The organism is Luteibacter sp. 3190, assembly GCF_031456385.1.
GTDB lineage: Bacteria > Pseudomonadota > Gammaproteobacteria > Xanthomonadales > Rhodanobacteraceae > Luteibacter.
The window spans coordinates 436,448-462,669 of sequence record NZ_JAVDUO010000001.1 but is presented as its reverse complement, the minus strand read 5'-3'; the positions used below and the strand labels follow the sequence as shown (position 1 = coordinate 462,669).

Below are 26,222 nucleotides of genomic sequence, written 5' to 3'. Positions count from 1 at the left end.
CCCAATTCGACGAGCGGCGTGCAAAACCGTTGCCGAGCGTCCGAATTTGGATATACTAGCGCGCTCCGTACATCCAGTACGACCCGCTCCCTTCGTCTAGTGGTCCAGGACACCGCCCTCTCAAGGCGGGAACACGAGTTCGAACCTCGTAGGGAGCGCCATCTTTACCCCGGCGCCGAACCGTTCGCATGACCTTTGTCGTTACCGACAACTGCATCAAGTGCAAATACACGGACTGCGTCGAGGTCTGCCCGGTGGACGCCTTCCACGAGGGCCCCAACTTCCTCGTGATCAATCCGGACGAGTGCATCGACTGCACCCTCTGCGAACCGGAATGCCCCATCAACGCGATCTACCCCGAGGACGACGTCCCCGCGGGCCAGGAGTCGTTCGTGGCGCTTAACGCCGAACTCTCGAAGGAGTGGCCGGTGATCACCGAGCGCAAGGACGGCTTGCCGGATTCCAAAGAATGGGAAAACAAGCCGGGCAAGATCGACCTGCTGCAGCGCTGATGCTCCTCGCGGGCTGATATTCGCCCCCTCTCCCGTTCGTACCCTGGCCGCTTATGAGCACCCTACACCGTAGGGGCTATTGGGTCATGAGGGCTCCTGCGCGAAGCTGCGCGCAGTCACCGGGGTTTGGATCCGCTCCCCCGGGACGGAGGTCGGTGGGTGGCAGCGTCTGAACCGCCAGCCGCCGACCCGCACCCGCAAGGAAGTTCGTCCGCCAGGAGGCCACGATGAATTCGCCCACTTACCGGATCGCTCGCATATTTCTGTTCGGGCTCTGCATCGCGTCCGCGGGATGCGCCGTGAACCCGCGACGGACGCCGTCGGAGGAGGTGCGCGCCGCGCACACGGCTGAGGGAGAGGCCACCGCGGCGGCGATGCAGGCACGTTTCGATGCCGTGCTGGACAGCGATCCACTGAACGCCAGTTGTGACGGACCGCGAACGCCGGTCTTCCTGTGCAGCGGCATCCTGCTGCGAGGCACGGGGAAATTCAGCGAGGCCTACCATGCCTGGAATCCCAACCCGAACAGCACCAAACCGGGTGGCGTTTCATTCTCGTTCCTTCGTCGGGACGCGTCGTACATAAAGCTTGCGTACGGCTACAACCATGGGTTCACGGTGTGGCCGGTCTTCCACCTGCCCCAGGGCAAGTTCGAGATGGAAGTGCTGTGCTACTTCCCCATGGACGGCGCCACGGACCTGCGCTCGGATGCCGGCTGCGGACCGCACCGCGACCATCCGACCGAAAGCGTGCCTTGCCAGCAGAAGGATCCGCCGATCCTGACCGGTGCGGCGTGGCTCGCAGACTACAACGACGCGCCCGCCGGGACGAGCAAGCGCGATCAGTCGTGCGGATTCACGATGGTGAGCGGCACCTCGAATTCGGCGGCCCTGTTCAAGGAGGCGATGCACGTCCAGCACCTCTACCGCGGGGCGTTCTTCGAAAGTCAGGACGAGGCCATCATCGCCACGTGGGAAACCGGACTGGAAAAGACCATACCGCTGGAGTCCTTCATCTTCCTCGCCGGGACGGATGGGCATCTGGACTCGAAAGGCGACCAGAACGACTTCTATGTCACCAGCAAAGGCATCTGGCGACCCATCATCCGCGTCACCCTTCCGCGGGAGCCGAACGGCGAAGCCCATTTCGAGTACCACGAATCCGATCAGGCGATCCCGTGATCCGGCCAGGGCGGCGCGCCGGAAACGCGCCGAGGGCACGGACGCCCGATCGGACGAGACGATACTCAGGGAGGAGTCATGTCACGGAAGCGCTTCCGCTCGCTGTGGTCGGCGACGCCGCTACTGCTCGCCATCCTCGTCACCGCCCTTGCCACGTCGGGCTGCCTGCCCCGGCACGCGGCCGAGCGAGTTCACCCCGGCTGGGTGCGAGCCAACGGCGACGAGCCGGTGAGCCAGGACGATGCCTATGGCGAGAAAATCGCCACCGATCTCCAAGAGCGTTACGACGACTCGCAGATCGATTGCGGCGGACCGAACCGCCCCGTGGTCCTTTGCTCGGGAATACTGTTCCGGGCCACGGTGTACAGCCCGGACTATCACGCCTGGAATCCGAACCCCAACAACCCGAAGGGCACGGTGTCTTTCTCATGGCTGCGACACGATGCGCAGTTCCATAGCCTCTTTCTCGCCCGCTACACCCACGGTTTCGTTCTGATCCCGTTGTTCTACGCGGACCGCGCGGCGCGTCTCGATCCGTACCACAAGATGGAGGTCGTATGCGTCTACCCGATCGATGCGCAGACGGATCGCCGCGACCGGAACGGCTGCGGCGCGCATGTCAGTTATCCAGACACCAGCGCACCCTGCTTCGAAATAGGGGTCGATTCCGCTGCCGCCTACGTGGAGCACTATCGGGCGGAGCCGCCCTACGCGTATTCGTGCAGCATCCCTGTCGCGATCGGCGACGCGAACACCGCGGCGAACTTCACGATGTTCATCGACACCATCCGCGGCCTTGGCGACACGTCGTTCAACCAGTGGAACGAGTTGCTCATCCGCCAGTGGCCGCAGGACATCCACACGACGATCCCGCTGGAGGCCTTCTTCTACCAGTCCGGAACATCCGGACGCGACAGCGCCCGCCTCGATCAGGCCGATTTCCGCGAGGCGTCCGGCAAGTGGCTGCCGATCATTCGCTTCGACATGCCCGAATCGATCGACGCACGCGCGACCTTCCACTACGAACCATCGGACCAGAACCCCGACATTCCATGACCCCTGACGCGAAAACGCCGCCCGAAGGCGGCGTTTTCGTCGCGCGACGAACGACGCGTCGCTTACTTGCTACCCATGCGCGACTTCAGCGCGTCGATCACGCGACGCACGCCATCGGCATCGCCCTGTGCGCGCACTTCGCTCCCCGTGCCGCTGGCGTTGATCGTGAGCAAGACCGCATGCGTGCCGCCCTGCGTCGCCGAGGAACCGTTGCCGGCATCCTGCGGCGCATTCTTGCCGCCGCCGAACATGCGACGGAACAGGCCCGGGCGGCCTTCCGGCTTGCCGCGGTTCACGGCCAGCTGATAGGTGTGCGTCGCGTCGTCATGGGCGGTGACCTTGCCCAGGTCGCCGACGCTCAGCAGTTCGCCGATGCGGCGGTAGGCGGCATCGGCGTCGTCGGCGAGCACGAAGCCGTCCGAGACGGGTGCGGCCGCCGGAGCGGTCGACGCGCCACCGGCAGCACCGGAACCGACATCGGGAATCACGAGCGCGGCGCTGGTCGACGGGGTATCGAGGCCCGGCGGGATCTCCAGCGGAGCTTCCTGCTGCGCCCTTTCCCAATCCTTCTTGGAGCGGAACGCGCCGCAACCGGAAACGACCAGGACGGAGAGGAGCAGTGCCGGGACGACCAGCGCGTACGAGGTTTTCTTCATGAACTTTCGGTTCCGTTGGGAAGATTGTTTCAGGCAGCGGAGGCCAATGGTGCCAGAGCCGCGAGGGTTTCGCGCAGCGTCGCCAGCGCCGGGCCGGATTCCAGCTCGACCAGCGGCAGCCGCGGCGCGGCCGAACCCAGCCCCAGAGCGGCCAGGCCGGCCTTGACCGGGATGGGGTTCGGGGCGCAGTTCAGGGCCTCGATCAACGGCGCGAGACGGGCGACCTCGATCGCCGTGCGCTGCGCGTCGCCCGAACGGGCGGCATCGCACATCGCGCGGAACGGACCAGGCACCAGGTTCGACACGACGGAGATCGTCCCCGCGGCGCCCGCCAGCATGGCCTCGTGGGCCGAGCCGTCGTCGCCGCTGAGGTAGACGAAATCGGCACGGATAAGTTCCGCGAGGGCCGCGATGCGGCCGGCATCGCCACGCGCTTCCTTGATGCCGATGATGCCCGGATGGTCGCGCAGCACCGCCACCGTTTCCGGCGCGATGTCGCAGCCGGTGCGCGGGGGCACGTTGTAGAGGATGACGGGGAGGCCGCCCTCGTCGGCCACGGCGACGAAGTGCCGGCGCATGCCTTCCTGCGTCGGACGCACGTAGAACGGCGCCACGACCAGCGCGGCGTCCGCGCCCAGCGCCTTCGCGCGGCGCGTCGCGGCGATCGTCTTCGCGGTGCCCGCCTCGCCCGTGCCGGCGATGACCGGGATGCGGCCGCTCACATGCTTCACGGCGAAGGCGAGCAGGCGGTCGTATTCGTCGTGCTCCAGGAAATGCGATTCGCCCGTCGAACCCGCGACGACCACCGCCTGCGTGCCGCCGGCCAGCTGCTGGTCGAGCAGGCGGCCGAAGGCGTCCAGGTCGAGGGACCCGTCGGCGGCGAACGGCGTCGCCAGCGCGGTGATGCTTCCTGAGATATCCAAGGTGGAACCCGTTGTGAAATCAGCCCTTCGCATGTTACCGGGGCGTTTCCGGGGAGTCCATTCGGCAGGATTCGCCGCCTCCGGGCGTCGGCGTCTTGCCTGTCCGCGATACGGGCAAGTAAGCTGCCCCCAAAGCGTTGGTTCCGCGCCCCGCGGGACGCGCCATGGGTAGTACGCCTTGAATCGTTCCGCAGCACGCAACGCCGCCACCGATAACCAGCTCCTCATATCGACGCTGTCGCCGGCGCACCGCGCGCCCATCCTCGCGCTGGCCAAGCGGATCGCCGATTCGGGCTGCAACCTGGCCGACGCGCGCGTCTCCACGATCGGCAACGACACGTCCGTGATGCTGCTCGCCGCGGGCGCCTGGGACGCCGTGGCGAAGCTGGAAACCTCGCTGGGCAAGCTCGCCCGCGACGAGGAATTGCAGATCGTCCACTACCGGACCACGCCGCGCGAGCCGACGGCGCACCTCCTGCCCTACCTCGTCGAGGTGATTGCGGCCGACCGGCCGGGCATCCTCGTGAAGATCATCGAGTTCTTCTCGCGCCGCGACATCAGCGTGGAGCAGCTCTCGTCGATGCGTTACCAGGCGATGCAGACCGGCGCCGAGATGTTCCAGGCGCAGATCACCATCGGCATCCCCGCGGAAACGCACATCGCCGCCCTGCGCGACGATTTCCTCGAACTGTGCGATGGCCTGAACCTCGACGCCATCATGGATCCCGTCAAGTTCTGAACACCCCGGCAAGGAGGAGCGGACGCAACGCATGACCGGCAAGGGCAAGAAGGTTCCGAATCTGAAAGGCGCACTCGGCGACGGCGGCACGCTGTCGCTGTCGTCACTGAAAGGCAGATGGGTCGTCGTGTTCTTCTATCCCAAGGACAACACGCCCGGCTGCACCAACGAGGCGAAGGACTTCCGCGATCTGTACGCGGCGTTCCAGGCCCGCGACGCCGAGGTGATCGGCGTCTCCCGCGACTCCGTGCGCTCGCACGCGAACTTCGCCACGAAGCACGAACTCCCCTTCCCGCTCGTCTCGGATGCCGACGAGGCGTGGTGCAAGGCGTTCGACGTCATCCACGAGAAAGTGCTCTACGGCAAGCGCTACATGGGCGTCGTACGCAGCACGTTCCTGATCGATCCCGACGGCAGGCTCGCCGCGGAGTGGCGGGGCATCAAGATCCCCGGCCACGCGCAGGCGGTGCTAGAGAGTGTTCCCACCGCGTGACGGATACCGCGTCCCGCGGCTCCCTCCCCCGGCCGTCGCCGTGCGGCCGGGTTTTGCAACCTCACCATGAGGTCACTTCCGCATGACCGGAAGCAAACGCATCTACGCCCTCGACACCAACGTGCTGCTGCACGACCCGACGTCGCTGTTCCGCTTCGAGGAGCATGACGTCTTCATACCGATGACGGTGCTGGAGGAACTGGACGAGAAGAAGAAAGGCGGCTCGGAAGTCTCGCGCAACGGCCGACAGGTCAGCCGCTTCCTCAACGAACTGATCGAGCGCGGCGGCGGCCAGGGCATCCGCGATGGCCTCGAACTGGTCAATCCGCAAGGCATCAAGCTCAAGCGCGGCGCGGTCGGGCGCCTGTTCTTCCAGCAGCGCACGAGCCACGGCAACGGCAAGGCCGACAACCAGATCCTCGCTTCCGTCATCGACCTTCGCGACCAGTTCCCCGACCGCCCGGTCATCCTGGTCACCAAGGACATCAACCTCCGCATCAAGGCGTCGATCTACGGCATCACCGCCGAGGATTACGAGAACGATCGCGCGCTCGACGATTTCGCCCTGCTCTTCACCGGCTCCGATGCGCTCCCCGAGGATTTCTGGAACAGGCATCCCGAAGTGCGCTCGTGGAACGAACGCGGCCGCACGTTCTACGAACTCGACGTGCACGACGACGAGTCGTGGTATCCGAACCAGTGCCTGTACATGCCGGGCGAGAACGACGTCGAATTGCGGGTGCTGGAGATCCGCGGCGACGAGGACGCGCGCAAGGCGAAGCTCGTGCTGCTCGACGACCACAGCCACGCGGCACACGGCGTCTGGGGCATCGCGGCGCGCAACCGCGAGCAGAACTTCGCCCTGAACCTGCTGATGGATCCCGACGTGGACTTCGTCACCCTGCTCGGCACCGCGGGCACCGGCAAGACGCTCCTCGCGCTCGCCGCCGGTCTCGCCCAGGTGATGGACCAGCAGCGCTACCGCGAGATCATCATGACGCGCGCCACCGTGTCCGTCGGCGAGGACATCGGCTTCCTCCCCGGCACGGAGGAAGAAAAGATGACGCCCTGGATGGGCGCGCTGACCGACAACCTGGAAGTGCTCGCCAATCCGGAAGAAGGCGGCTCGTGGGGACGGCAGGCGACGAACGACCTGCTCGCGTCGCGCGTGAAGATCCGCTCGCTGAACTTCATGCGCGGCCGCACGTTCCTCAGCCGCTACCTCATCATCGACGAGGCGCAGAACCTCACGCCGAAGCAGATGAAGACGCTGATCACGCGCGCCGGCCCGGGAACGAAGATCGTCTGCCTCGGCAACGTGGAGCAGATCGATACGCCCTACCTGACGGAAACCACCTCCGGCCTCACCTACGCGGTCGATCGCTTCAAGCTGTGGGCCCACTCGGGACACATCACGCTGAAGCGCGGCGAGCGATCCAGGCTGGCGGATTTCGCGTCCGAAGCGTTGTAAAAGGAAAGCCACGGCGCGGGCATGAAGCCCGCGCCGCACTGCATGGAGGCAGCGGGACGTGGAACGGCATCCTTGTGTGTACGTACTGGCAAGCGGATACCGCGGAACCCTGTATGTCGGCGTCACCAGCCGGCTCGTCCAGCGCATCTGGCAGCATCGACACGCCGACGTCGACGGGTTCACCCGTCGCTACGGGGTGACCCGGCTCGTCTGGTTCGAGCCGCACGTGACGATGGAATCGGCCATCCGCCGCGAAAAGGCATTGAAGCGCTGGCGGCGCGCATGGAAGCTGGAACTGATCGAAGCGGAAAATCCCGCCTGGGCCGATCTGTACGAAAGCCTCTTGTGAGAAAGACCGCCTGCCATGGACCGGGGACGTGGGTACCGGCGTACGCCGGTATCCACGGCGACCACCTGCATGAAACCCCGCGGCGCCCCGCTATGCTGTCCCACCATGCATCCCGCGAAACCCAACATTCTCACCATCGCAGGCTCCGACTCGGGCGGCGGTGCCGGGATCCAGGCCGACCTGAAGACGTTCCACGCGCTCGGCGCGCATGGCCTGACCGCCATCACCGCCGTCACGTCCCAGAACACCCGAGGGGTCACGGCGATCCATGCGCTACCGCTCGCGCACGTCCGCAGCCAGATCGAAACCGTTTTCGACGACTTCCCCATCGCCGCGGTGAAGACCGGCATGCTGGGGAGCGCCGCCGTCACACGCCACGTCGCGGCCCAGATTCGGCGGCGGAAGCCCGCCTGGCTCGTCGTCGACCCTGTGATGGTCGCCACCACCGGCGCGCGCCTGCTCGACGACGACGCCATGGAAACGCTGCTGACCCGCCTCATTCCTCTGGCGGACGTCCTGACCCCCAACCTGCCCGAAGCCGAAGCGCTGCTCGGCAGGGCGCTGGGGCGTGACATCGATGCGGCCGGGGCCGACCTGCTGGCCCTCGGCGCACGTGCGGTACTGCTGAAAGGCGGGCATGGGCGCGGGGCGGAGGTCGTCGACCGCTTTTACGACGCCCACGGCATGTTCGAGGTGCGCCATCCTCGCCTGCCGATCGAAGGCCACGGAAGCGGTTGCACGCTCGCGTCCGCCGTGGCGGCGGGCCTCGCGCGAGGCAAATCGCCGCACGCGTCCGTCCGCGCGGCGATCGCGTGGGTGGACAAGGCGTTCCGGCGCGGCTGGCGGCCAGGCGCGAGCGCCGTCCACGTGCTCGGACATTGAGCGCGGAGTATCCTATCGGCGTTGATACCGGCCCCCGGGGCCCCAGATATCGCCCGTCACCCTCGAGTCCAACCCCATGAATTTCCTCGGGCCGCGCTTCATCGTCCTGTACATCCTGATCCTCTTCACGCTGTGCGTCCTGCTCGTGCACCTGCGCGGCCGCTCGCGCCTGCGCTTCGATCGCCAGCTGGTGGATCACTCGGCGATCTTCGCTCCGTACAACCTGCTGATGTACGCGTTCTCCGCGGTGCCGGCGCGCCCGATCCTCGATCGCCGCGGATTCCCGCAACTCGACCTGCTGCAGAACAACTGGCAGGTCATCCGCGAGGAAGCGATGCACCTCTTCGACGAGGGGTTCATCCGCTCGGCGGAAAAGCACAACGACGCCTCGTTCAACTCGTTCTTCAAGCAGGGCTGGAAGCGCTTCTACCTGAAGTGGTACGGCGAGCCGCTCGCCTCCGCCGAAGCCCTCTGCCCGGAAACGGTGAAGCTGCTGAACTCGATCCCGAGCGTGAAGGCGGCGATGTTCGCGCTGCTGCCGCCCGGCAGCAAGCTCAACCCGCACCGCGATCCCTTCGCCGGCTCCCTGCGCTACCACCTCGGCCTCATCACGCCGAACTCGGACGACTGCCGCATCTTCGTCGACGGCGAGATGCACGCCTGGCGCGACGGCAAGGACGTCGTCTTCGACGAGACCTACGTGCACTGGGCCGAGAACCGCACCGACCAGACGCGCGTGATCCTCTTCGCCGATGTCGAGCGCCCGCTGAAAAGCGGCATGATGACGGCGATCAACAAGCGCGTCGGCGCCTTCATGGGCTCGATCACCGCGTCGCCGAACAGCGACGACGGCAAGGAGCAGGTCGGCTTCGTCAATCGCATGTTCGCGCTGAACCAGCGTGGCCGCGAGCGCACGCGGCGCTTCAAGAAAGCCAACCCGAAGCTCTTCCGCGTCGCCAAGTACATCGGCATCGTGCTGATGGTCTGGCTGATCTTCCTCGCACCGTACCCCTTCTTCCGGGGTTGACCGGACAAGAAAAACCCCGCTTTCGCGGGGTTTTCTTCGTTGCGATCAGGCCGTGGCCTTGATCCTCTCGACGATGGCATCGCCGAAGGTATCGGTCGTGCCGGTGCCACCGACGTCGGGCGTCGTGCGGTCGCGGGCGTTCATGACGTCGCTGATCGCGGCGCGCAGGCGCGTGCCCTTGGCCACCATGCCGAGATGATCGAGCATGTCGGCCGCGGCGAGCAGCAGCGCGCACGGGTTGGCCTTCTTCTGGCCGGCGATGTCCGGTGCCGAACCGTGGACGGCCTCGAAGATCGCCGCGTCCTTGCCGATGTTCGCGCCCGGGGCGAGGCCCAGGCCGCCGACGAGACCCGCGCAGAGGTCGGAGAGGATGTCGCCGAACAGGTTGGTGGTGACGATCACGTCGAACTGGTACGGGTTCATCACCAGCTGCATGCAGGCGTTGTCGACGATCATTTCCTGGAACTCGAGGTCCGGGAAGTCCTTCGCCACTTCGCGCGCCACGTCGAGGAACAGGCCCGACGAGGTCTTCATGATGTTGGCCTTGTGCACGGCCGTGACCTTCTTGCGGCCCTTCTGCCGGGCCATCTCGAAGCCGTAGCGGCAAATGCGCTCCATGCCCGGCCGCGTGTTGCGGATCACGGACACGGCGACCTCGTTCTCGCCCTCGCCCTCACGCGTCTGGCCCTCGGCCATGTACGCGCCCATGGTGTTCTCGCGGACCGTGATGATGTCGATGTTGTCGTAACGCGCCTTCGTGCCCGGGAAGCTGATCGCCGGACGCACGTTGGCGTAGAGGTCGAACTTGCGGCGCAGGGTGACGTTGATCGAGGTGAAACCGCCGCCGATCGGCGTGGTCAGCGGGCCCTTCAGCGCCACCTTGTGCTTGGCGATCGCATCGAGCGTGCCCTGCGGGAGCAGGTCGCCGTGCTTCTCGAGGGCCACCACGCCGGCATCCACGTAGTCGTAGGTCAGGCCGCAGTCGAGGGCATCGAGGACGCGGATGGTCGCGTCCATGATCTCGGGGCCGATGCCGTCGCCGGGGATAACGGCAATGGTCTTGCTCATGGGGTAACTCCTGGAGGAAAGCGGGTCGCATGCGCGCCGGGGACGCGCGCGGGGAGGAAAATCGCCCAATTATCGGCGATCCGGCCCGCTTCCTTCAAGGTTCACTGCGGCTCAGGCGGCCGGATGGTCCTCGCAGGCCGCCGCGTCCGCCGGGGCTTCGCCCTCGAGCGAATCGAGGAAATCGACCGCGCGACGCAAGTGCGGGATCACGATCGAGCCGCCCACGACGAGGCCGACGCTGAACACTTCGAAGAACTCGTCGCGATTCACCCCGGCTTCCTTGCACTGGGCGACGTGGTAGCTGATGCAGTCGTCGCAGCGCAGCACCATGGAGGCGACCAGACCGAGCATTTCCTTGGTCTTCACGTCCAGCGCGCCAGCCCGGTAGGTCTGGGTGTCCAGGGCGAAGAAACGGCGGACGACCTGATTGTCCTCACCGAGGATCCGCTCGTTCATGCGCTTGCGGAACGCGGTGAATTCCTCGACGCGATCGCCGGCCATCAGTGCGCCGCCTCGAGGATTTCGGCCAGGCGGCCGTTACGGTCGGCGGCCGCCAGGTCGTCGAAGCCGCCCACGTGCGTGCCGTTGATGAAGATCTGGGGCACCGTGCGGCGGCCGCCGCTCTTTTCGAGCATGACGTCGCGCTGTGCCGGATCCATGTCGATGCGCACCTCGTTCCAGGCCAGGCCCTTGGCCTTCAGGAGGTTCTTCGCCGCGACGCAATAGGGGCAGACGGCGGTGGAATAGATGGTGATGTCGGGGGTGGACATGGGAGGGTTTCCTGAAACCGGATGACCGCTAAATGACGGTTTGGCGCCCATTTTACAAGGCGGACGAACCGTTGGGCAGCGCCGCGGTCCAATGCGATCCGAGCGCCTCCGGCGTGGAGGTCGACTCATCGTTAAGTGATGGTATCGTCGCCGAACCTATGCGCCCCTCGTTCTCCCGCCTCGCCCTCGCCGCCGCCACCGCCCTCGTCACGCTCGTCGCGGGGGCGCAGGACGCCGTCCGCCTGCCCGATCTGGGCAGCTCGGCGAACGCCCTGATCAGCCCCCGCGAGGCCGATCAGTACGGGGCGATGATGCTCCGCCAGATGCACGCTCTCGACCTCACGGTCGACGACGCCCTGCTCGACCAGTACATCAACGACCTCGGGTTCCGCCTCGTCGCGGCGAGCGACCGGCCGAAGGACCACTTCCAGTTCTTCATCGTCCGCGACACCCAGATCAACGCGTTCGCCGCGCCGGGCGGCTACATCGGCGTGAACGCCGGCCTGATCAACATCACCACCAGCGAGGCCGAGCTGGCGGGCGTCATCGCGCACGAAATCGGGCACATCACGCAGAACCACCTGTATCGGGCATTCGAGGATTCCAAGAAGAACGCGCCCCTGATGGCCCTCGTCCTGCTCGGCGCCATCGCGGCGGGCGCCGGCGGCGGCGCGGGCGATGCCGCGCCCGCGGTGCTGATGGGCGGCCAGGGCCTGCTCCTGCAGCGGCAGATCAACTTCACGCGCAAGGACGAGATCGAGGCCGATCGCGTCGGCATCCAGACGCTCGCGAACTCGGGCTACGATCCCGACGCCATGGCCGACTTCTTCGGCCGCATGCAGGACACCATGCGCGTCGGCGAAGGCGAGGAAGCCCTGCCGGCGCTGTTGCAGACCCACCCCGTCACCCTGGACCGCATCAGCGACGCGCGGGCGCGGGCGCGCGTGCTGGAGGAGCGGATCGCGAACCGGCCGCCGCTGCCCACCATCGACAAGGCGACTTGGGAGAAATCCACCGCCCCGGTGCTGTTCGTCAAGGATCCCACGACCCTGATCTCCGCCGGCGCCAAGGTGGCGAAGGACAGTGTCGCCGATACCTACGCGCTCATGCGCGAGCGCGATCGCGTGCTGTCCGGCGATGTCCAGAAGCTGGCCGCGTACTACGCCACGAACCTGGAACGGAAGGATTTCGACACCGCCGCGAACCGCTACGGCTACGCGGTGGCGCTCATCCGCTCGAACCGCGGCGCCCAGGCCATCGGTCAGCTGCAACCGCTGCTCGCGCAGCAGCCCGACAACGTCGTCATCCGCCTGGCGATGGCCGACGCGTACGTCGACGCCGGCAGGCACGGCGACGCCATGGCGATCTACAAGGCGCTGCACGCCAACTCGCCCCGGAACCGCGCCGTGACCCTGGGCTACGCGAAAGCGCTGGCGGACACCGGCCGGGCAGACGACGCGCGCGCAGCCACGAGCCTGCTCAGGCCCATGCTCGACGACAGCGACGATCCGGAGATCTTCCGCACCTTCGCGCGGGCCAGCGAGCGCTCCGGCGACACCGTGCGCGCCGCCGAAGCCTATGCGGACAGCGCCTACCTTGCCGGGCGGCCGTTCGACGCCATGGAGCAGCTCAAGCGGCTCCTGAAGCGCGACGACCTCGACTACTACCAGCGCTCCCGCATCCAGGCCCGGATCAGCGACCTGACGCCCCTGCTGCTGGAGCTACGCAAGCGCCGGGTCAGCACCGACGACAACCCCGACGGCCGGAGCCAGTAAGAGGTTCCGGACAATTGTGACGATTGTCATTGCCGTGTAACACAGCATGGCTGCAATATGACCGTCATAGCCAATGAGCGGCCCCAGCGTGCACAAACGCATCCTTATCGTGGAAGACGAGGCTTCGATTCGCGACATGGTCGCCTTCGCGCTTCGCAAGGCGGGCATGGACGCGGCGCACGCCGCCGACGCCCGCGCCGCACAGATGGCCATCTCCGAGCGGGTCCCCGACCTGATCCTGCTCGACTGGATGCTCCCCGGCACCAGCGGTCTGGAGCTGGCCCGGCGCCTGCGCCGGGAGGAACTCTCGCGAGAGATTCCGATCATCATGCTCACCGCGCGCGGCGAGGAGATGGATCGCGTCAACGGCCTGGAGGCCGGGGTCGACGACTACGTCATCAAGCCCTTCTCCACGCGCGAGCTGATCGCCCGCATCAAGGCCGTCCTGCGCCGCAGCCAGGGTGACGACGGCTCCGGCGTCGTCGAGCTGGGCGGCCTGCGCATCGACGGTCCGGCGCACCGCGTCTTCGCCGGCGACGACGCCGTGCCCATCGGCCCCACCGAATACCGCCTGCTGTTCTTCTTCATGACGCACCCCGAGCGCGTCTACTCGCGTGCCCAGTTGCTCGACCACGTCTGGGGCGGCAGCGTCTACGTCGAGGAACGCACGGTCGACGTCCACATCCGTCGCCTGCGCAAGACGCTGGAACCCTGGAAGCTGGACGACATGGTCCAGACCGTCCGCGGCGCCGGTTACCGGTTCTCCGCGAACACCTAGGTATTCGCGGGCCGGGCGCGCTATGGTGCGATCCACCAGACCGTCACCGGCCCTTTCCATGCTCGACCGCTTCCTCGCTTCCTGGCGCCTGCCCGCCGCGTGCCTCGCCCTCCTGGCGGCGGGCGCGGGATTCGGTGCGCTCGCGGGCGCGCCGCTTGCCGGCGTGACCCTCGTCGCGCTGCTGGAAACCGTCGTGCTGCTGTCGCTGTTCCGTCACAAAACGCGGCCAATGTTGCAGCCGTCCGCGTCGACCCGCTCCGAACATGACCGTCTGATGACCCGCACCCGTCGAATCGCTTCCCGCCTGCGCGACCTGCGCAGCGCGGCCGGAACCCTGCCCGACGCGGTGGTCCTGCTGGATCACTCCTGGCACGTGCGCTGGTTCAACCATGCGGCCGAGGACCTGCTCGGCCTGAAGCGTCCGCGCGATCGCGGCCGCCTTATCGAAGACCTGCTGCGCAACTCGGAGCTCGCCGACTGGCTGGCCGACGGTGGCCGCGAGCCGCTCAACGACGCGACGGCGCCGGGTCATCCGAACCGCCACGTGACCGCGACGCTGCTGCCCTTCGGCAGCCGCCAGCGCCTGCTGCTCGCGCGCGATACCAGCCACCTCACCCGCCTCGAACAGATCCGCCGCGACTTCGTGGCGAACGTCTCGCACGAGCTGCGCACGCCGCTGACCGTGATCCACGGCTACCTCGAGCTGCTCGATCCCGAGGACGTCCCCGAACTCGCGCCGGTACTCGACGAGATGCGCGCGCAGTCCAAGCGCATGGGCCAGATCGTCGAGGACCTGCTGACCCTGTCGCGCCTGGAAACGCAGGACCACGTGGCCGACGAACAGGTGCAGATGGCACCGCTGCTGGCGAGCCTGCGCAAGGAGGCCGAAGCCCTGAGCCAGGGGCGGCACACCGTGACGCTCGACATCGCCACGTCGTACGACCTGCTCGGCTCGCCGAAGGACCTGCACAGCGCGTTCTCCAACCTCGTGAGCAACGCCGTGCGTTACACGCCGACCGGCGGCCGCATCGCCATTAGCTGGACGGGCACCGACGACGGCGCCCGGTTCGCGGTGCAGGATTCCGGTTTCGGCATTCCCGCCGCGCATATCGCGCGACTCACGGAACGGTTCTATCGCGTCTCGTCGAGCCGCTCGCGCGACTCGGGCGGCACCGGCCTCGGCCTGTCGATCGTCAAGCACGTGCTGAACCTGCACCAGGCCCGGCTCGTGATCGAGAGCGAGCCCGGCAAGGGTTCGACGTTCGCCTGTGTTTTCGGCAGCGATCGCCTGCTCGACGGCACGCGCCTGCAGGAAGCCGCGGGGCAGCACCCGTAGGCGGGGGCGGCCGATGGTTCCGGGGCTTGCTGCATCGCCGCTTTCCGGCATGATCGCGGATGAGACACCATCGGCTGTCATGAAGCGCGTGGCCAAACGAATGAGCGACATCGACCTCGGCGCCCCCGGGCTCTACATCAACCGCGAGCTCGCGGCGCTGGAATTCAACTTCCGGGTGCTGGCGCAGGCGCGCGATCCCGACGTCCCCGTGCTGGAGCGGCTGCGCTACCTCACGATCGTCAGCAACAACCTCGACGAATACTTCGAAGTGCGCGTGGCCGTGCTCAAGCACAAGCACGCGCTCGGCGCGGCCATCCCCGGCGCCGACGGCCTGTCGTCCACGGAAATCCTCACGCGCATCCGCGAACGCACGCTGGAACTCGTGGACGAGCTGTTCACCATCTGGCGCGAGGAACTGCAGCCGGCGCTCGCCGCCGACGGCATCCGCTTCCTCACGCGCGACACCTGGAGCGACAAGCAGCGCCGCTGGCTGCTGGGTTATTTCCAGAACGAGATCATGCCGGTGCTCTCGCCGCTCGGGCTCGATCCCGCGCATCCGTTCCCGCGCATCCTCAACAAGACGCTGAACCTCGCCGTGGTGCTGAAGGGCCGCGACGCGTTCGGTCGCGAAGGCCACATGGCGCTGGTGCGCGCGCCGCGCTCCCTGCCGCGCATCATCCACATCCCCGCCGAGGTCTCCGGCGGCGACGGCGACTTCGTCTTCCTCGCCGAGGTACTTCAGGCCTTCGCCGACGAGATCTTCCCCGGCTTCCAGGTCTGCGCCGCGTACCAGTTCAGGGTGACGCGAAACAGCGAACTGGTGGTGGAGGAAGCGGAGGTCGAGAACCTCGCGCGCGCCCTGAGCGAAGAGCTCGCCGGACGCGGCTACGCGCGACCGGTGCGCCTGGAGGTGGGCGAGGATTGCCCGCGCGCGATCACCGACATGCTGATCGCGAACTTCCAGTTGGAGGAAGCCGACGTCTATCGCTGCGACGGCCCGGTGAACATCATCCGCGCCGGGCTCGTCTACGACCAGATCGACCGGCCGGAACTGAAGTTCCCGCGTTTCACGCCGCGACTGCTGCCCGCGTTCGAGAAAGGCGTGAACGAGTTCGACGTGCTCGGCACGCGCGACGTGCTGCTGCACCATCCGTACGAATCCTTCGCGTCCGTGGTGGAGCTGCTGCGCCGCGCGTCGCAGGACCCGGGCGTCCTGGCGATCAAGCAGACGCTGTATCGCGCCGGCAAGGATTCGCCGCTGGTCGACCTGCTGGTCGAGGCCGCGCGCAACGGCAAGGACGTCACCGTCGTCATCGAGTTGCGCGCGCGCTTCGACGAGGAGGCCAACATCGGGCTGGCCAACCGCCTGCAGGAGGCCGGCGTGCAGGTGGTCTACGGCGTCGTGGGTTACAAGACGCACGCGAAGATGCTGCTCATCGTGCGTCGCGAAGGCAGCGGCCTGCGCCGTTACGTGCACCTGTCCACGGGCAACTACCACCAGGGCAACAGCCGCGGTTACACCGACATCGGCCTCATGACGGCCGACGCCGAGATCGGCGAGGACATCCACAAGGTGTTCCAGCAGCTCTCGGGCCTGGGTCCCATGATCCAGCTGAAGCGCCTGCTGCATTCGCCGTTCACGCTGTACAGCAGCGTCATGGCGAAGATCGAACGCGAGATCGAACACGCCGCCAACGGCCGGCCCGGCCGCATCGTCGCGAAGCTCAACGCGCTCAACGAAGCCCACGTCGTCGAGGCGCTGTATCGCGCGTCGGTCGCCGGCGTGCAGATCGACCTCATCATCCGTGGCGCCTGCACGCTGCGTCCGGGCATCCCCGGCGTGTCCGAGAACATCCGCGTGCGCTCGATCATCGGCCGCTTCCTCGAGCACAGCCGCGTGTACTGGTTCGGCAACGACGGCGCACCCGAGCTGTATTGCGCGAGCGCGGACTGGATGGAGCGCAACCTCATGCGGCGCATCGAGATCGGCGTGCCGATCCTCGATCCCGAACTCGCGCGCCGCGTCTACGACGAAACACTCGACAACTACCTGCGCGACAACACGCAGGCGTGGCTGCTCGGCAGCGACGGCCGCTACACGCGCAGCCATCCCGGCCGCGGCGAGGCGCCGCATAGCGCCCAGCAGGCGCTGCTCGCGGCCTATAGCGGATGACGAAGCGCATCCTGCTCCTGTCGGTATCCGCGGGAGCGGGACACGTGCGCGCCGCCGAGGCGCTGGAGGCCAGCGTGGCCGCTCTTGCCGCCGAAGGCCACGACGTCGAAGCGCGGCACCTCGATGTCATGGATTACGTCCCGTCGAGCTTCCGCCGCATCTACGCCGATTTCTACCTGCGCCTCATCACGCGGCATCCGCAGCTGTGGGGCATGCTCTATCGCATCACCGACGACACGCGGCCGGATGCCGTGACCGAGCGCATGCGCCGCACCATCGAGCGCCTGCACACGCGCCGCCTGCGCACGGCGATCGCCGCCTTCGCGCCGGACGCCATCGTCTGCACTCATTTCCTTCCCGCCGAGATGCTCGCCCGGCAGAAACGCAAGGGCCGCATCGAGGCACCGGTCTGGTTGCAGGTCACCGATTTCGACCTGCACCGCATGTGGATCATCCCCGGCATGGCGGGCTACTTCGCGGCCAGTCCCGAGATCGCCCGGCGCATGGCCGCCGTCGGCCTCCCACCGGAACGCGTGCACACCACCGGGATACCGATCATGCCGGCGTTCGCCCAGGCGCACGACCGGCGCGCGCTCGCCGCCTCGTTCGGTCTCGACCCCGATCGGCCCGCCTACCTCGTGATGGGTGGCGGGGCCGGCGTCGGCGCGCTCGACGAACTCGCCGAAGCGCTCCTCACGGACAGCGACGGCTTCCAGCTGGTGGTGCTCGCGGGGCGGAACACCGCGATGCTCGAACGGCTGCGCACGCTGGCCGCCACGCGCTACCCGGACCGCCTGTTCCCGCAGGGCTTCACGCGGCACGTCGAGCGGCTCATGGCCTGCTGCGATCTCGCCGTCACGAAGCCCGGCGGCCTGACCACGTCGGAATGCCTCGCGATGGGCCTGCCGATGATCGTCAACGCGCCGATCCCCGGCCAGGAAGAACGCAACGCCGACTATCTTCTCGAACAGGGCGCCGCGTGGAAGGCGATCGACGCCGTCGCGCTGGCCTGGCGGATCGGCCAGCTGCGCGCCGACCCGCCGCGACTCGCCGCGATGGCGGAGCGGGCACGCGCGATCGGACGGCCCCACGCCGCGCGCGACGTGATCCACACCGTCATCGCCCACCTGGACGCCGCATGATCCATTCTCCCGGACGGCGCGTGGCGTCCGTCGCCGCCACATTCCTGTTCACGCTGCTGCTCGCCTTCCTGTTCGCCCACGTGGAGATCGAGATCGAAGGCCCGCATGGCTGGGCGAGCAGCCTGCCGACCTGGCGGGTGGAGAATCACTGGCTGCTCGACCTGCTCTGGGGCGGCCGCGCGATGACGGGCTACCACGCCTGGGTGTTCCCGTTCATCGCCCTGTTCTTCCACTTTCCGATGGTGTTCCGCGGCTTCTGGAGCTGGCGGGCCCAGGTGCGCGCCATCGCCTGCGTGATGCTGTTCTGGGTGGCCGAGGACGGCCTGTGGTTCGTCCTCAACCCGGCCTTCGGGCTCGCGCGCTTCGACCCGGTCGACGTGCCCTGGCACCGGCACTGGTGGGGTCCGGCGCCCGCGGACTACTGGGTCTTCGGCTTTCTCTGCCTGCTGCTTTTCGCGCTATCGGCGATGCCGAAAGCCCGTCCTTCCCACGATCGCTCGCTTGCACGCAAGCCCTGACCCCATGCCAGAATCAACCGATAGCCCGCTGCGGACATTTCCCCTTGGCACCGACAGCTAAATCGCAGATCAACGAAGGCGAGCTCCTTGCCGCCGTCGACCTCGGCTCCAACAGCTTCCACATGGTGGTGGCGCGCTACGAACACGGCGAACCCCGGGTGATCGATCGCCTCCGCGACTCCGTGCGCATGGCGGTCGGCCTGCGCCCCGACGGCACGCTCGACGCCAGCCACCGCGCCGCGGCGCTCGCGAGCCTCGCCCGTTTCGGCCAACGGATCGCCGGCATTCCCGCCCTGCACGTGCGTGCCGTGGCGACGAACACGGTGCGCCGGCTCGCCTCGCCGCACGCATTCCTCTCGGCCGCCGAGGCCGCGCTTGGCCATCCCGTGGAAATCGTCTCGGGACGCGAGGAAGGACGCCTGATCTTCCTCGGTGCCGCGCACGACCTGCCGGCGTCGCGCGACCACCGCCTCGTGATCGACATCGGCGGCGGCAGCACGGAGTTCATCATCGGCCGCGGCACGTCGCCGGTGCTGACGGAAAGCGTGCAGGTCGGTTGCATCGCCTCCACACTGCGCTTCTTTCCCGGCGGCAAGATCACGCGCAAGCGCTGGCAGCGCGCGCGGCGCGAGATCGGCGTGCTGCTGCAGCAGTTTTCCGAGGACTATCGCGAAGCCGGCTGGGGTGACGCCTACGGTTCGTCCGGCACGGCGAAGGCCATCGGTGCCGTCGTTCGCGCGATGAAGCTCTCCGAGGACGGCATCACGCCGGAGTCGCTCGCCGCGATCCGCGAGGCGCTGATCGAGCAGGGCTCCTCCGCGACGCTGAAGCTGCCCGGCCTCGCCGACGATCGCGCGGAAGTCTTCGCCGGCGGCGTGGCGATCTTCGAGGCCGCGTTCGACGCGCTGGGCATCGATCGCCTGCGGGTATCGGAAAGCTCGATGCGCGAAGGCCTGCTGTGGGACCTGATCGGCCGTTCGGCCGGCACGGACCCGCGCATGGCCAGCATCGATTCGCTGGCCGCGCGTTACGGCGTCGATCGCGCGCAGGCGCGTCGCGTCGAAACCACCGCGCTGTCGCTGTTCGATCAGCTGGCGAAAGTCTGGAAGCTCGACGACGACGCGCGCGAATGGCTTTCGTGGGCGGCGCGCGTGCATGAACTGGGACTCGCCATCGCCCATAGCCAGCACCAGCGTCATGGCGCCTACATCCTCAAGCACGCGGACATGGCCGGCTTCTCGCGCCAGGAGCAGCAGCTGCTCGCCGCGATCGTGGAGTCGCACCGGCGCAAGCCCGAGAAATCCACGATCTCCGCCCTGCCCGTGCGCTACCGCGTGCTGGCCCGGCATATCACGGCCATCCTGCGCCTCGCCGTCCTCTTCCGTCGCGCGCGCCGGGCCGAAGCCCTGCCCAGGATCCGCGTGGTGGCGACGCGCCAGCGGCTGCGCCTGTCCCTCCCGGCGGACTGGCTCGACCAGCATCCGTTGACCGAGGCCGACCTGGAGCAGGAGCGTGAGCCCCTGGCCGAACTGGGCCTCGAGCTGGAGATCGTGACCGAATGAGGGCGATCGCACCCGCGAAGGGGGGTATCATGGCGGGATCGTTCCAGCGTCACGACCGGTCACCCATGTTCAGAGCCGTACTTGCCAGCGTCTTCCTCGCCCTGCCCGTCGCCGCGCTCGCGCAGCAGGCGGCCCGGCCCGCGGCATCGGCGCCTGCGGCGGTCGAGCATCCGCGCGTCGTCATGCACACGACGCAGGGCGACTTCACGCTGGAGCTGTTCCCCGAGAAAGCCCCGAAGAGCGTCGCGAACTTCCTCCAGTACGTGCGCGACGGCTTCTACGACGGCACGGTCTTCCACCGCGTGGTCGACGGGTACATGGTGCAGGGTGGCCTCTACAGCCGCGACCTGACCCAGCGCCGCACGCGTGCGGCCATCCCGAGCGAGGCAGACAACGGGCTGTCGAACCTGCGCGGCACCGTCGCCGTGGCGCGCGGCACCGACGCCAATTCCGGCACCTCGCAGTTCTTCGTCAATCTGGTCGACAACCGTCGTCTGGATTACGTCAGCAACCAGAGCGGCATGACCTGGGGCTTCGCCGTGTTCGGCAAGGTCGTCGCCGGCATGGATACCATCGACAAGATCGCCAAGCTGCCCACGCGTCCGCAGGGCCCTTTCGTCGGCGACGTGCCGAATCCCCTGGTGATCATCGATTCCGCGAGTGTCGTGGGCGAGGACAAGCCGGCGCCCGCCGGTGCCGCCACCGCCGGTCCTCCGGCCAAGGCCGCCCCCGCGACGGCCACGCCGGCGAAGGCCTCCGAGCCGAAGAAGGGCGAGAAGAAGCCCGCGGCGACGTCGTCGAAGCCGGCATGAGCACGCTGTTCATCGCGGACCTGCACCTCGACGACGCCCGGCCCGACATCACCGCCCTCTTCGAGCGCTTCCTCGCGTCCGACGAGGCGCGCGGCGCGAATGCCTTCTACATCCTCGGCGACCTGGTCGAAGCCTGGATCGGCGACGACGACGACGCGGAACTGCCCGCGCGCATCGCGACCGCGACGCGCGGCCTTCGCGACGCGGGCGTGCCGGTCTACTTCATGGTCGGCAACCGCGATTTCCTGCTCGGCGAGTCGTTCGCCGAACGGGCGGGCATGGAATTGCTCGACGATGGCACCGTGCACACGATCGAAGGCGTCCCGACCCTGCTGATGCACGGTGACGTGCTCTGCACCGACGACGTCGAATACCAGGCGGTGCGCGCGCAGGTGCGCACCGACGCCTGGAAGCGACAGATCCTCTCGATGCCGCTGGAGGCTCGTCGCGCGTTCGCCGCCAAGGCGCGCAGCGACAGCAAGTCGCGCACCGGCCGCATCGACGAGACGATCATGGACGTCAACCAGGGCGCGGTCGAAGCGACGATGCGCGATGCCGGCGTCGTACGCCTGGTGCACGGCCATACGCACCGGCCGGCCATCCACGACTTCGCGCTCGACGGCGCACCCGCCCAGCGCATCGTGCTGGGCGACTGGTACGACCACGGGTCGGTGCTTCGCATCGACGGTGAATCGACGGAACTGCGCGGACTGACTTCGTCCTGACCGCATCGCGGCAAGCGGTAACACACCCTGACGCGACCCTGTTGGAGCGCACCTGGGCGCGATCAGCTGCTCGCGACAAGCACCCAATCGCGCCCAGGTGCGCTCCAACGGCCGAGCAGCGGAGGCTGAGAATCAGCCGAGCGTCCGCAGCCAGACGAGTTCGGATTCCGAAAAGCCGGCCGCGCGGCGGGCATCGAGGTTGAACGGCCCGCGCAGTGAGCCGTTCATGTAGTCGTCGAGAAGCGTCGCGAACGTCGCTTCGGGATCGATGCCGTCGCGGGCGCAGCACCAGTGGAACCAGCGCGTGCCGGCGGCGACATGCGCGACCTCCTCGCGAAGGATGACCTCGAGGATCGCCACAGTGCGATCGTCGCCCTGACGGCGTAGCCGTTCCATCATGCCCGGCGTCACATCGAGGCCACGCGCTTCGAGCACGCGCGGCACCAGCGCCATGCGGGCGGTATCGCTATGGGCGGTCTTCTCCGCCATCTCCCACAAGCCGTTATGCGCGTCGAAGTCGCCGTACGCGTGGCCGAGTTCGGCGAGCCTTTCAGAGAGCATCGTGAAGTGCCGCGCTTCGTCGTTGGCGCACGATGCCCAGTCGCGGTAATAGGCGTCGGGTTTGCCGCGAAAACGATAGATCGCGTCCCATGCCAGATCGATGGCGTTGAATTCGATATGCGCGATCGCGTGGACGAGCGCGGCGCGCCCGGCCTCCGTCCCGAGGCCGCGCTGCGCGAGTTCGCGGGCGGGAACGAGCCGGGGCCGCGCGGGGCGGCCCGGAAGACCGATGGGATCCGGTGGCGGCGATGCGGCGTCAGGGCCGAGCGTGCCGGCGTTCAGCGCGGTCCACGCCGCGAAGGTCAGGCGGACCTTCTCCGCGGGCTCGGTCGCATCGAGGCAGCGGCGGGCGGCGGCATGGAGATCGTTCATGGCTGTAAAAAACGCTAGTGGGAAGCGCGCCAGCGCGCTTCCCACGACCGCCGTCAGGCGCTGCGCCGTTCGTTTTTCGCGGCGTCGGAACGCAGGGTCTCCTGCTGTTCGAGGAAACCCTCCGCGACGCCGGTGACGTACTCGCCGGAGAAGCACGAGGTGTCGAACTGCTTGAGGTCTTCGTTGCCGTCCGTGACCGCCCAGATCAGGTCGTCGAGATCCTGGTAGATCAGCCAGTCGGCGCCGAGCGCCTTCTCGACCTCTTCCACCGTGCGGCCCGCGGCGATCAGTTCGGACGCGGCCGGCATGTCGATGCCGTAGATGTTCGGGTAGCGCACCGGCGGCGCGGCGGAGGCGAAATAGACGTTCTTCGCGCCTGCGTCGCGGGCCATCTGGATGATCTGCTTCGACGTGGTGCCGCGCACGATGGAGTCGTCGACCAGCAGCACGTTCTTCTTGCGGAACTCCAGGTCGATGGCGTTGAGCTTGCGGCGCACCGACTTCACGCGTTCGCCCTGCCCCGGCATGATGAACGTGCGGCCGATGTAGCGGTTCTTGACCAGGCCCTCGCGCATCGGGACGCCCAGCGCCTGTGCCAGCGAGCTGGCCGCGGTGCGCGACGTATCCGGGATGGGAATGACGGCGTCGATGCCGTGGTCGGGGCCGCGCTCGCGCAGGATCTTCTCGGCGAGCTTCTCGCCCATGCGCAGGCGCGCCTTGTAGACCGAGACGTCCTCGATCATCGAATCCGGACGGGCGAGGTACACGTACTCGAAGATGCACGGCGCATGCACCGCGCCCTCGGCGCAGCGCTGGGCGTGCAACTGCCCGCCCTCGGTGATGATCACGGCTTCGCCGGGCTCGATGTCGCGCACGCGGCGGAAACCCAGGATGTCGAGCGCCACGGATTCGGACGTCACGGCGTACTCGCGGCCCTCGGCGGTGTCGCGCTCGCCGAGCACGAGCGGACGGATGCCGTTCGGGTCGCGGAACGCGATCAGGCCATAGCCGAGCACCAGCGCGATGCACGCATAACCGCCGCGGGCGCGGGCATGCACGCCTGCGATCGCCTTGAACACGTGCTCGGGCGTCAGATCGCCGCGATCCTCGACCTGCAGTTCGTGCGCGAGCACGTTGAGCAGCACTTCGGAATCCGAATCGGTATCGATGTGCCGGCGATCGTCCTCGAACATCTCCTTGCGCAGGGTCTCGGTGTTCACGAGGTTGCCGTTGTGCGCGAAGGCGATGCCGTAGGGCGAGTTCACGTAGAAGGGCTGGGCCTCTTCCGTGCCTTCGGAGCCTGCCGTGGGGTAACGGCAATGACCGATGCCGATGCGGCCGCGCAGCTTGCTCACGCCCGCCGAATTGAAGACGTCGCGAACGAGTCCGTTGCCCTTGTGCAGGCGCAGGCGCGCGCCATCCACGGTGGCGATGCCGGCGGCATCCTGCCCGCGATGTTGCAGGACGGTCAGGCCGTCATACAGGGCCGATGCCACTTCCGTGGTACCGACGATGCCGATGATTCCGCACATGGTGTTGCCTTCTGCTTTAAGGAGCCGCCGTGGACGCGGCGGCTGGGTGAGCTTTCGAATCTTGCGTTGGCCGCGCGGGTACCGTGAGGTCGCGCAGTTTCATCAGTTCTTCCCGGCTCGGCAAGGCGACGTCGGGCATCTTCATGTTTTTCAGCGACTCGGGCGGATGCATGTAGTCACGCACGTTCGCGGGAATCTGCTGACCCAGCCAGGCCGCCGGCGCCGCGAACTGCGGCAGCATCGTCGACTCGCGCCATAGCGGCTGGGCGGGCAGCGGCGTGAATTCCAGCATGAACACCACCGCGCTCACGATCAGTACGCCACGCGCCAGCCCGAACAGCGAGCCGAACAACCGGTCGACGCCGCCCAGCCCCGTGCCGGACACCAGCCGGCCGATCAGGAACCGGAACACCGCACCCACCAGCAGCACCACGATGAAGCACAACCCGTAGCCGATCGCCATCCGGGCGGTGGGCAGCGGCACGCTACCCTCGAAATACGTCGCCACCGTGGGCCCGAACATCCACGCCAGCCAGAACGCCGCGACCCAGATCACGAGCGAAAGCACCTCGGAAATGAGGCCTCGCATGAGGCCGATCAAGACCGAGAGGAACAGCACGGCAAGAATGACGTAATCGGCCCAGTTCACACGGCGCTCCCGGATTGACGGTGGCGTTGTCGTCGAAAGCGCCTTACGGCGCGGTCACGACGACGCCATCGAGGCCCACCTTGGCCTTGATCGAATCTTTCAGACGCACCGCGTCGTCGCGCTGGGTCTGCGGCCCGGCGCGGACGCGCCAGAGCTTCGCGCCGCTCGACGAGGCGATGCTGTCCACGTAGCCCGGGATGCCCGCGGCGCGCAGCCGGTCGCGCAGTCGCCCGGCCTCGGCCTCGCTGGACACCGCGGCGACCTGTACGGCGAAGCCACCGGCGCGCGGCGCGGCGGCCGGCACGGCCGGCGTCGCGGCGCCCGGGGCCGATGCGGGTGCGGCGCGAGCGGGCGCCGACGCGTCGGCCGTCTGGTTCTCCGCCTTCGTGGACAGGCTGGCCGGCGCGCCCGGTACCGCGGCGACGATCTTCAGCCGCGCCGCCTCGGCGGCGGCACGGGTCTCGAACGGACCGGCGTTGACGCGCGTGAGCGCCTTGCCCGCCTGGGTGGTCGACGCGGTGCTGACCGGATAACCGAGCGCCTTGACCTTCTGCACCAGGGCATCGGCCTTGGAGCGGTCCGCGTAGGCGCTGAGATTGATGCTGTAGCTGCCCCGCGCGGCGGTGCCCGGCGGCAGCGCCGGTGCCTCGGCGGGCGCCGCGGCGGGCGCGGGTTTCGTGGGCTTGGGCGACGGCGCGGGCACGGCCGGAGCGGGCTTGCTCGCGGCCGGCGCGTTGGCGAAGTCTTCCGGGAGCGCGTCCGCCGGCTTCCGCGAGGCGATATCCACGGAGGCCAGCTTGCCACCGGCGGCCGGGGTCACGGTCGCGGCGGGTGCCGAGGCCGGGGCGGCTGGCGTCGCAGCAGGAGACGTCTGCGCGGCCTGGCCGGCCGGCGCGCGCGGCGGCGTGCCGGGCGGGGCGACGTCGAGGGTACGCGTCTGCAGGTCGCGGTCGGGCGCCGGCGGGATGGCGAGGCTCACGGTCTGGTCGGTGTCCGTCTTCGGCGGCGTGCTGGAGAACATCATCGGCACGAACAGGACGATCAGCGCGATCAGGACAGCGGCACCCAACAGGCGTGTTTTCAAGGAAGGCTCCATACGACCGGTGCAAAGCGGATCGCGACGATTATACCCGGCATCGGGGTCCGCCCGATGCTTCCGG

27 protein-coding genes and 1 tRNA gene are annotated in these 26,222 nt (G+C 67.8%); 19 read left to right on the top strand and 9 right to left on the bottom strand.

What is annotated here, in order from left to right:
* The first annotated feature begins 85 nt into the window (after positions 1–85).
* The 4 genes from J2X58_RS02175 (at position 86) to J2X58_RS02160 (ending at position 2,749) form a co-directional block, all read left to right on the top strand.
* A tRNA-Glu gene (locus J2X58_RS02175) sits at positions 86–161 on the top strand.
* A 27-nt stretch (positions 162–188) separates the two neighbouring features.
* Entirely contained in the window at positions 189–512 is a 324-nt protein-coding gene (fdxA, locus tag J2X58_RS02170) for a ferredoxin FdxA (RefSeq protein ID WP_090054336.1), read from the top strand.
* Positions 513–739: 227 nt separating this feature from the next.
* A complete protein-coding gene (locus J2X58_RS02165) occupies positions 740–1,693 on the top strand; it encodes a hypothetical protein (protein ID WP_310046195.1) in 954 nt (317 codons plus the stop codon).
* A gap of 78 nt (positions 1,694–1,771) precedes the next feature.
* Positions 1,772–2,749, top strand: coding sequence for a hypothetical protein (locus tag J2X58_RS02160; RefSeq protein WP_310046193.1), 978 nt, complete (start codon positions 1,772–1,774; stop codon positions 2,747–2,749).
* A 62-nt stretch (positions 2,750–2,811) separates the two neighbouring features.
* Here J2X58_RS02160 and J2X58_RS02155 read toward each other — a convergent pair whose 3' ends face one another.
* Together J2X58_RS02155 and dapA are read right to left on the bottom strand one after the other, a co-directional pair.
* Positions 2,812–3,405: a hypothetical protein gene (locus J2X58_RS02155; RefSeq protein ID WP_310046191.1), complete on the bottom strand. Its 594-nt coding sequence runs from the start codon at positions 3,403–3,405 to the stop codon at positions 2,812–2,814.
* A 29-nt stretch (positions 3,406–3,434) separates the two neighbouring features.
* The gene (dapA, locus tag J2X58_RS02150; RefSeq protein ID WP_090054343.1) at positions 3,435–4,328 is read right to left on the bottom strand and encodes a 4-hydroxy-tetrahydrodipicolinate synthase; all 894 of its coding nucleotides are present in this window, start codon (positions 4,326–4,328) and stop codon (positions 3,435–3,437) included.
* Positions 4,329–4,506: 178 nt separating this feature from the next.
* Between dapA and J2X58_RS02145 the strand changes: the two genes are divergently transcribed.
* From J2X58_RS02145 to J2X58_RS02120, 6 genes are all read left to right on the top strand, one after another.
* Positions 4,507–5,067: an ACT domain-containing protein gene (locus tag J2X58_RS02145; RefSeq protein WP_090054345.1), complete on the top strand. Its 561-nt coding sequence runs from the start codon at positions 4,507–4,509 to the stop codon at positions 5,065–5,067.
* A 31-nt stretch (positions 5,068–5,098) separates the two neighbouring features.
* Positions 5,099–5,560, top strand: a complete 462-nt coding sequence (locus J2X58_RS02140; protein ID WP_310046187.1) for a peroxiredoxin — start codon at positions 5,099–5,101, stop codon at positions 5,558–5,560.
* 82 nt (positions 5,561–5,642) lie between these two features.
* Positions 5,643–7,031 (top strand): PhoH family protein, encoded by a 1,389-nt coding sequence (locus tag J2X58_RS02135; protein WP_310046185.1) that lies wholly within the window; start codon positions 5,643–5,645, stop codon positions 7,029–7,031.
* A gap of 58 nt (positions 7,032–7,089) precedes the next feature.
* Positions 7,090–7,380 carry a GIY-YIG nuclease family protein gene (locus J2X58_RS02130; RefSeq protein WP_090054351.1) on the top strand — a complete coding sequence of 97 codons (291 nt, stop codon included), beginning with the start codon at positions 7,090–7,092 and terminating at the stop codon, positions 7,378–7,380.
* A gap of 105 nt (positions 7,381–7,485) precedes the next feature.
* Positions 7,486–8,262 (top strand): bifunctional hydroxymethylpyrimidine kinase/phosphomethylpyrimidine kinase, encoded by a 777-nt coding sequence (thiD, locus tag J2X58_RS02125; protein WP_310046180.1) that lies wholly within the window; start codon positions 7,486–7,488, stop codon positions 8,260–8,262.
* Between the two features lie 100 nt (positions 8,263–8,362).
* Positions 8,363–9,289, top strand: a complete 927-nt coding sequence (locus J2X58_RS02120) for an aspartyl/asparaginyl beta-hydroxylase domain-containing protein (RefSeq protein WP_304441824.1) — start codon at positions 8,363–8,365, stop codon at positions 9,287–9,289.
* Between the two features lie 45 nt (positions 9,290–9,334).
* On the opposite strand, the gene J2X58_RS02115 is transcribed toward J2X58_RS02120, so the two are convergent.
* The 3 genes from J2X58_RS02115 to grxC form a co-directional block, all read right to left on the bottom strand.
* Complete coding sequence (locus J2X58_RS02115) at positions 9,335–10,357, bottom strand: isocitrate dehydrogenase (protein ID WP_090054359.1); 1,023 nt, start codon at positions 10,355–10,357, stop codon at positions 9,335–9,337.
* 111 nt (positions 10,358–10,468) lie between these two features.
* Positions 10,469–10,858 carry a carboxymuconolactone decarboxylase family protein gene (locus J2X58_RS02110; RefSeq protein WP_090054360.1) on the bottom strand — a complete coding sequence of 130 codons (390 nt, stop codon included), beginning with the start codon at positions 10,856–10,858 and terminating at the stop codon, positions 10,469–10,471.
* Positions 10,858–11,127 (bottom strand): glutaredoxin 3, encoded by a 270-nt coding sequence (gene grxC, locus J2X58_RS02105; RefSeq protein ID WP_090054362.1) that lies wholly within the window; start codon positions 11,125–11,127, stop codon positions 10,858–10,860. Before grxC ends, J2X58_RS02110 begins: the two co-directional genes overlap by 1 nt.
* A gap of 158 nt (positions 11,128–11,285) precedes the next feature.
* On the opposite strand from grxC, the gene J2X58_RS02100 reads away from it, so the two are divergent.
* From J2X58_RS02100 to J2X58_RS02060, 9 genes are all read left to right on the top strand, one after another.
* Positions 11,286–12,902: a M48 family metalloprotease gene (locus tag J2X58_RS02100; RefSeq protein ID WP_310046177.1), complete on the top strand. Its 1,617-nt coding sequence runs from the start codon at positions 11,286–11,288 to the stop codon at positions 12,900–12,902.
* Between the two features lie 88 nt (positions 12,903–12,990).
* Positions 12,991–13,680, top strand: a complete 690-nt coding sequence (phoB, locus tag J2X58_RS02095) for a phosphate regulon transcriptional regulator PhoB (protein WP_045827901.1) — start codon at positions 12,991–12,993, stop codon at positions 13,678–13,680.
* Between the two features lie 58 nt (positions 13,681–13,738).
* On the top strand, positions 13,739–15,016 hold the full coding sequence (gene phoR / locus J2X58_RS02090) for a phosphate regulon sensor histidine kinase PhoR (protein WP_310046175.1): 1,278 nt from the start codon (positions 13,739–13,741) through the stop codon (positions 15,014–15,016).
* Between the two features lie 100 nt (positions 15,017–15,116).
* Complete coding sequence (ppk1, locus tag J2X58_RS02085; RefSeq protein WP_254779150.1) at positions 15,117–17,189, top strand: polyphosphate kinase 1; 2,073 nt, start codon at positions 15,117–15,119, stop codon at positions 17,187–17,189.
* Positions 17,186–18,331, top strand: a complete 1,146-nt coding sequence (locus J2X58_RS02080) for a glycosyltransferase (RefSeq protein WP_310046174.1) — start codon at positions 17,186–17,188, stop codon at positions 18,329–18,331. The genes ppk1 and J2X58_RS02080 overlap by 4 nt, the downstream gene beginning before the upstream one ends.
* Positions 18,328–18,849: a hypothetical protein gene (locus J2X58_RS02075; protein ID WP_310046172.1), complete on the top strand. Its 522-nt coding sequence runs from the start codon at positions 18,328–18,330 to the stop codon at positions 18,847–18,849. Before J2X58_RS02080 ends, J2X58_RS02075 begins: the two co-directional genes overlap by 4 nt.
* A gap of 44 nt (positions 18,850–18,893) precedes the next feature.
* Complete coding sequence (locus J2X58_RS02070; protein ID WP_090054374.1) at positions 18,894–20,411, top strand: Ppx/GppA phosphatase family protein; 1,518 nt, start codon at positions 18,894–18,896, stop codon at positions 20,409–20,411.
* 65 nt (positions 20,412–20,476) lie between these two features.
* Positions 20,477–21,223 (top strand): peptidylprolyl isomerase, encoded by a 747-nt coding sequence (locus tag J2X58_RS02065; protein WP_310046170.1) that lies wholly within the window; start codon positions 20,477–20,479, stop codon positions 21,221–21,223.
* The gene (locus J2X58_RS02060; protein WP_310046169.1) at positions 21,220–21,948 is read left to right on the top strand and encodes a UDP-2,3-diacylglucosamine diphosphatase; all 729 of its coding nucleotides are present in this window, start codon (positions 21,220–21,222) and stop codon (positions 21,946–21,948) included. The genes J2X58_RS02065 and J2X58_RS02060 overlap by 4 nt, the downstream gene beginning before the upstream one ends.
* Before the next feature lie 132 nt (positions 21,949–22,080).
* Here the strand turns inward: J2X58_RS02060 and J2X58_RS02055 are convergent, their stop codons facing one another.
* Genes J2X58_RS02055 through J2X58_RS02040 form a run of 4 tightly spaced genes read right to left on the bottom strand, consistent with a single transcriptional unit; the run spans position 22,081 to position 26,146 of the window.
* Positions 22,081–22,881, bottom strand: a complete 801-nt coding sequence (locus tag J2X58_RS02055; RefSeq protein WP_310046168.1) for a ferritin-like domain-containing protein — start codon at positions 22,879–22,881, stop codon at positions 22,081–22,083.
* A 53-nt stretch (positions 22,882–22,934) separates the two neighbouring features.
* Positions 22,935–24,413 carry an amidophosphoribosyltransferase gene (gene purF / locus J2X58_RS02050; protein ID WP_090177783.1) on the bottom strand — a complete coding sequence of 493 codons (1,479 nt, stop codon included), beginning with the start codon at positions 24,411–24,413 and terminating at the stop codon, positions 22,935–22,937.
* Between the two features lie 16 nt (positions 24,414–24,429).
* Positions 24,430–25,062 carry a CvpA family protein gene (locus J2X58_RS02045; protein WP_090177785.1) on the bottom strand — a complete coding sequence of 211 codons (633 nt, stop codon included), beginning with the start codon at positions 25,060–25,062 and terminating at the stop codon, positions 24,430–24,432.
* A 43-nt stretch (positions 25,063–25,105) separates the two neighbouring features.
* Complete coding sequence (locus tag J2X58_RS02040; protein ID WP_310046166.1) at positions 25,106–26,146, bottom strand: SPOR domain-containing protein; 1,041 nt, start codon at positions 26,144–26,146, stop codon at positions 25,106–25,108.
* Positions 26,147–26,222: the final 76 nt, after the last annotated feature.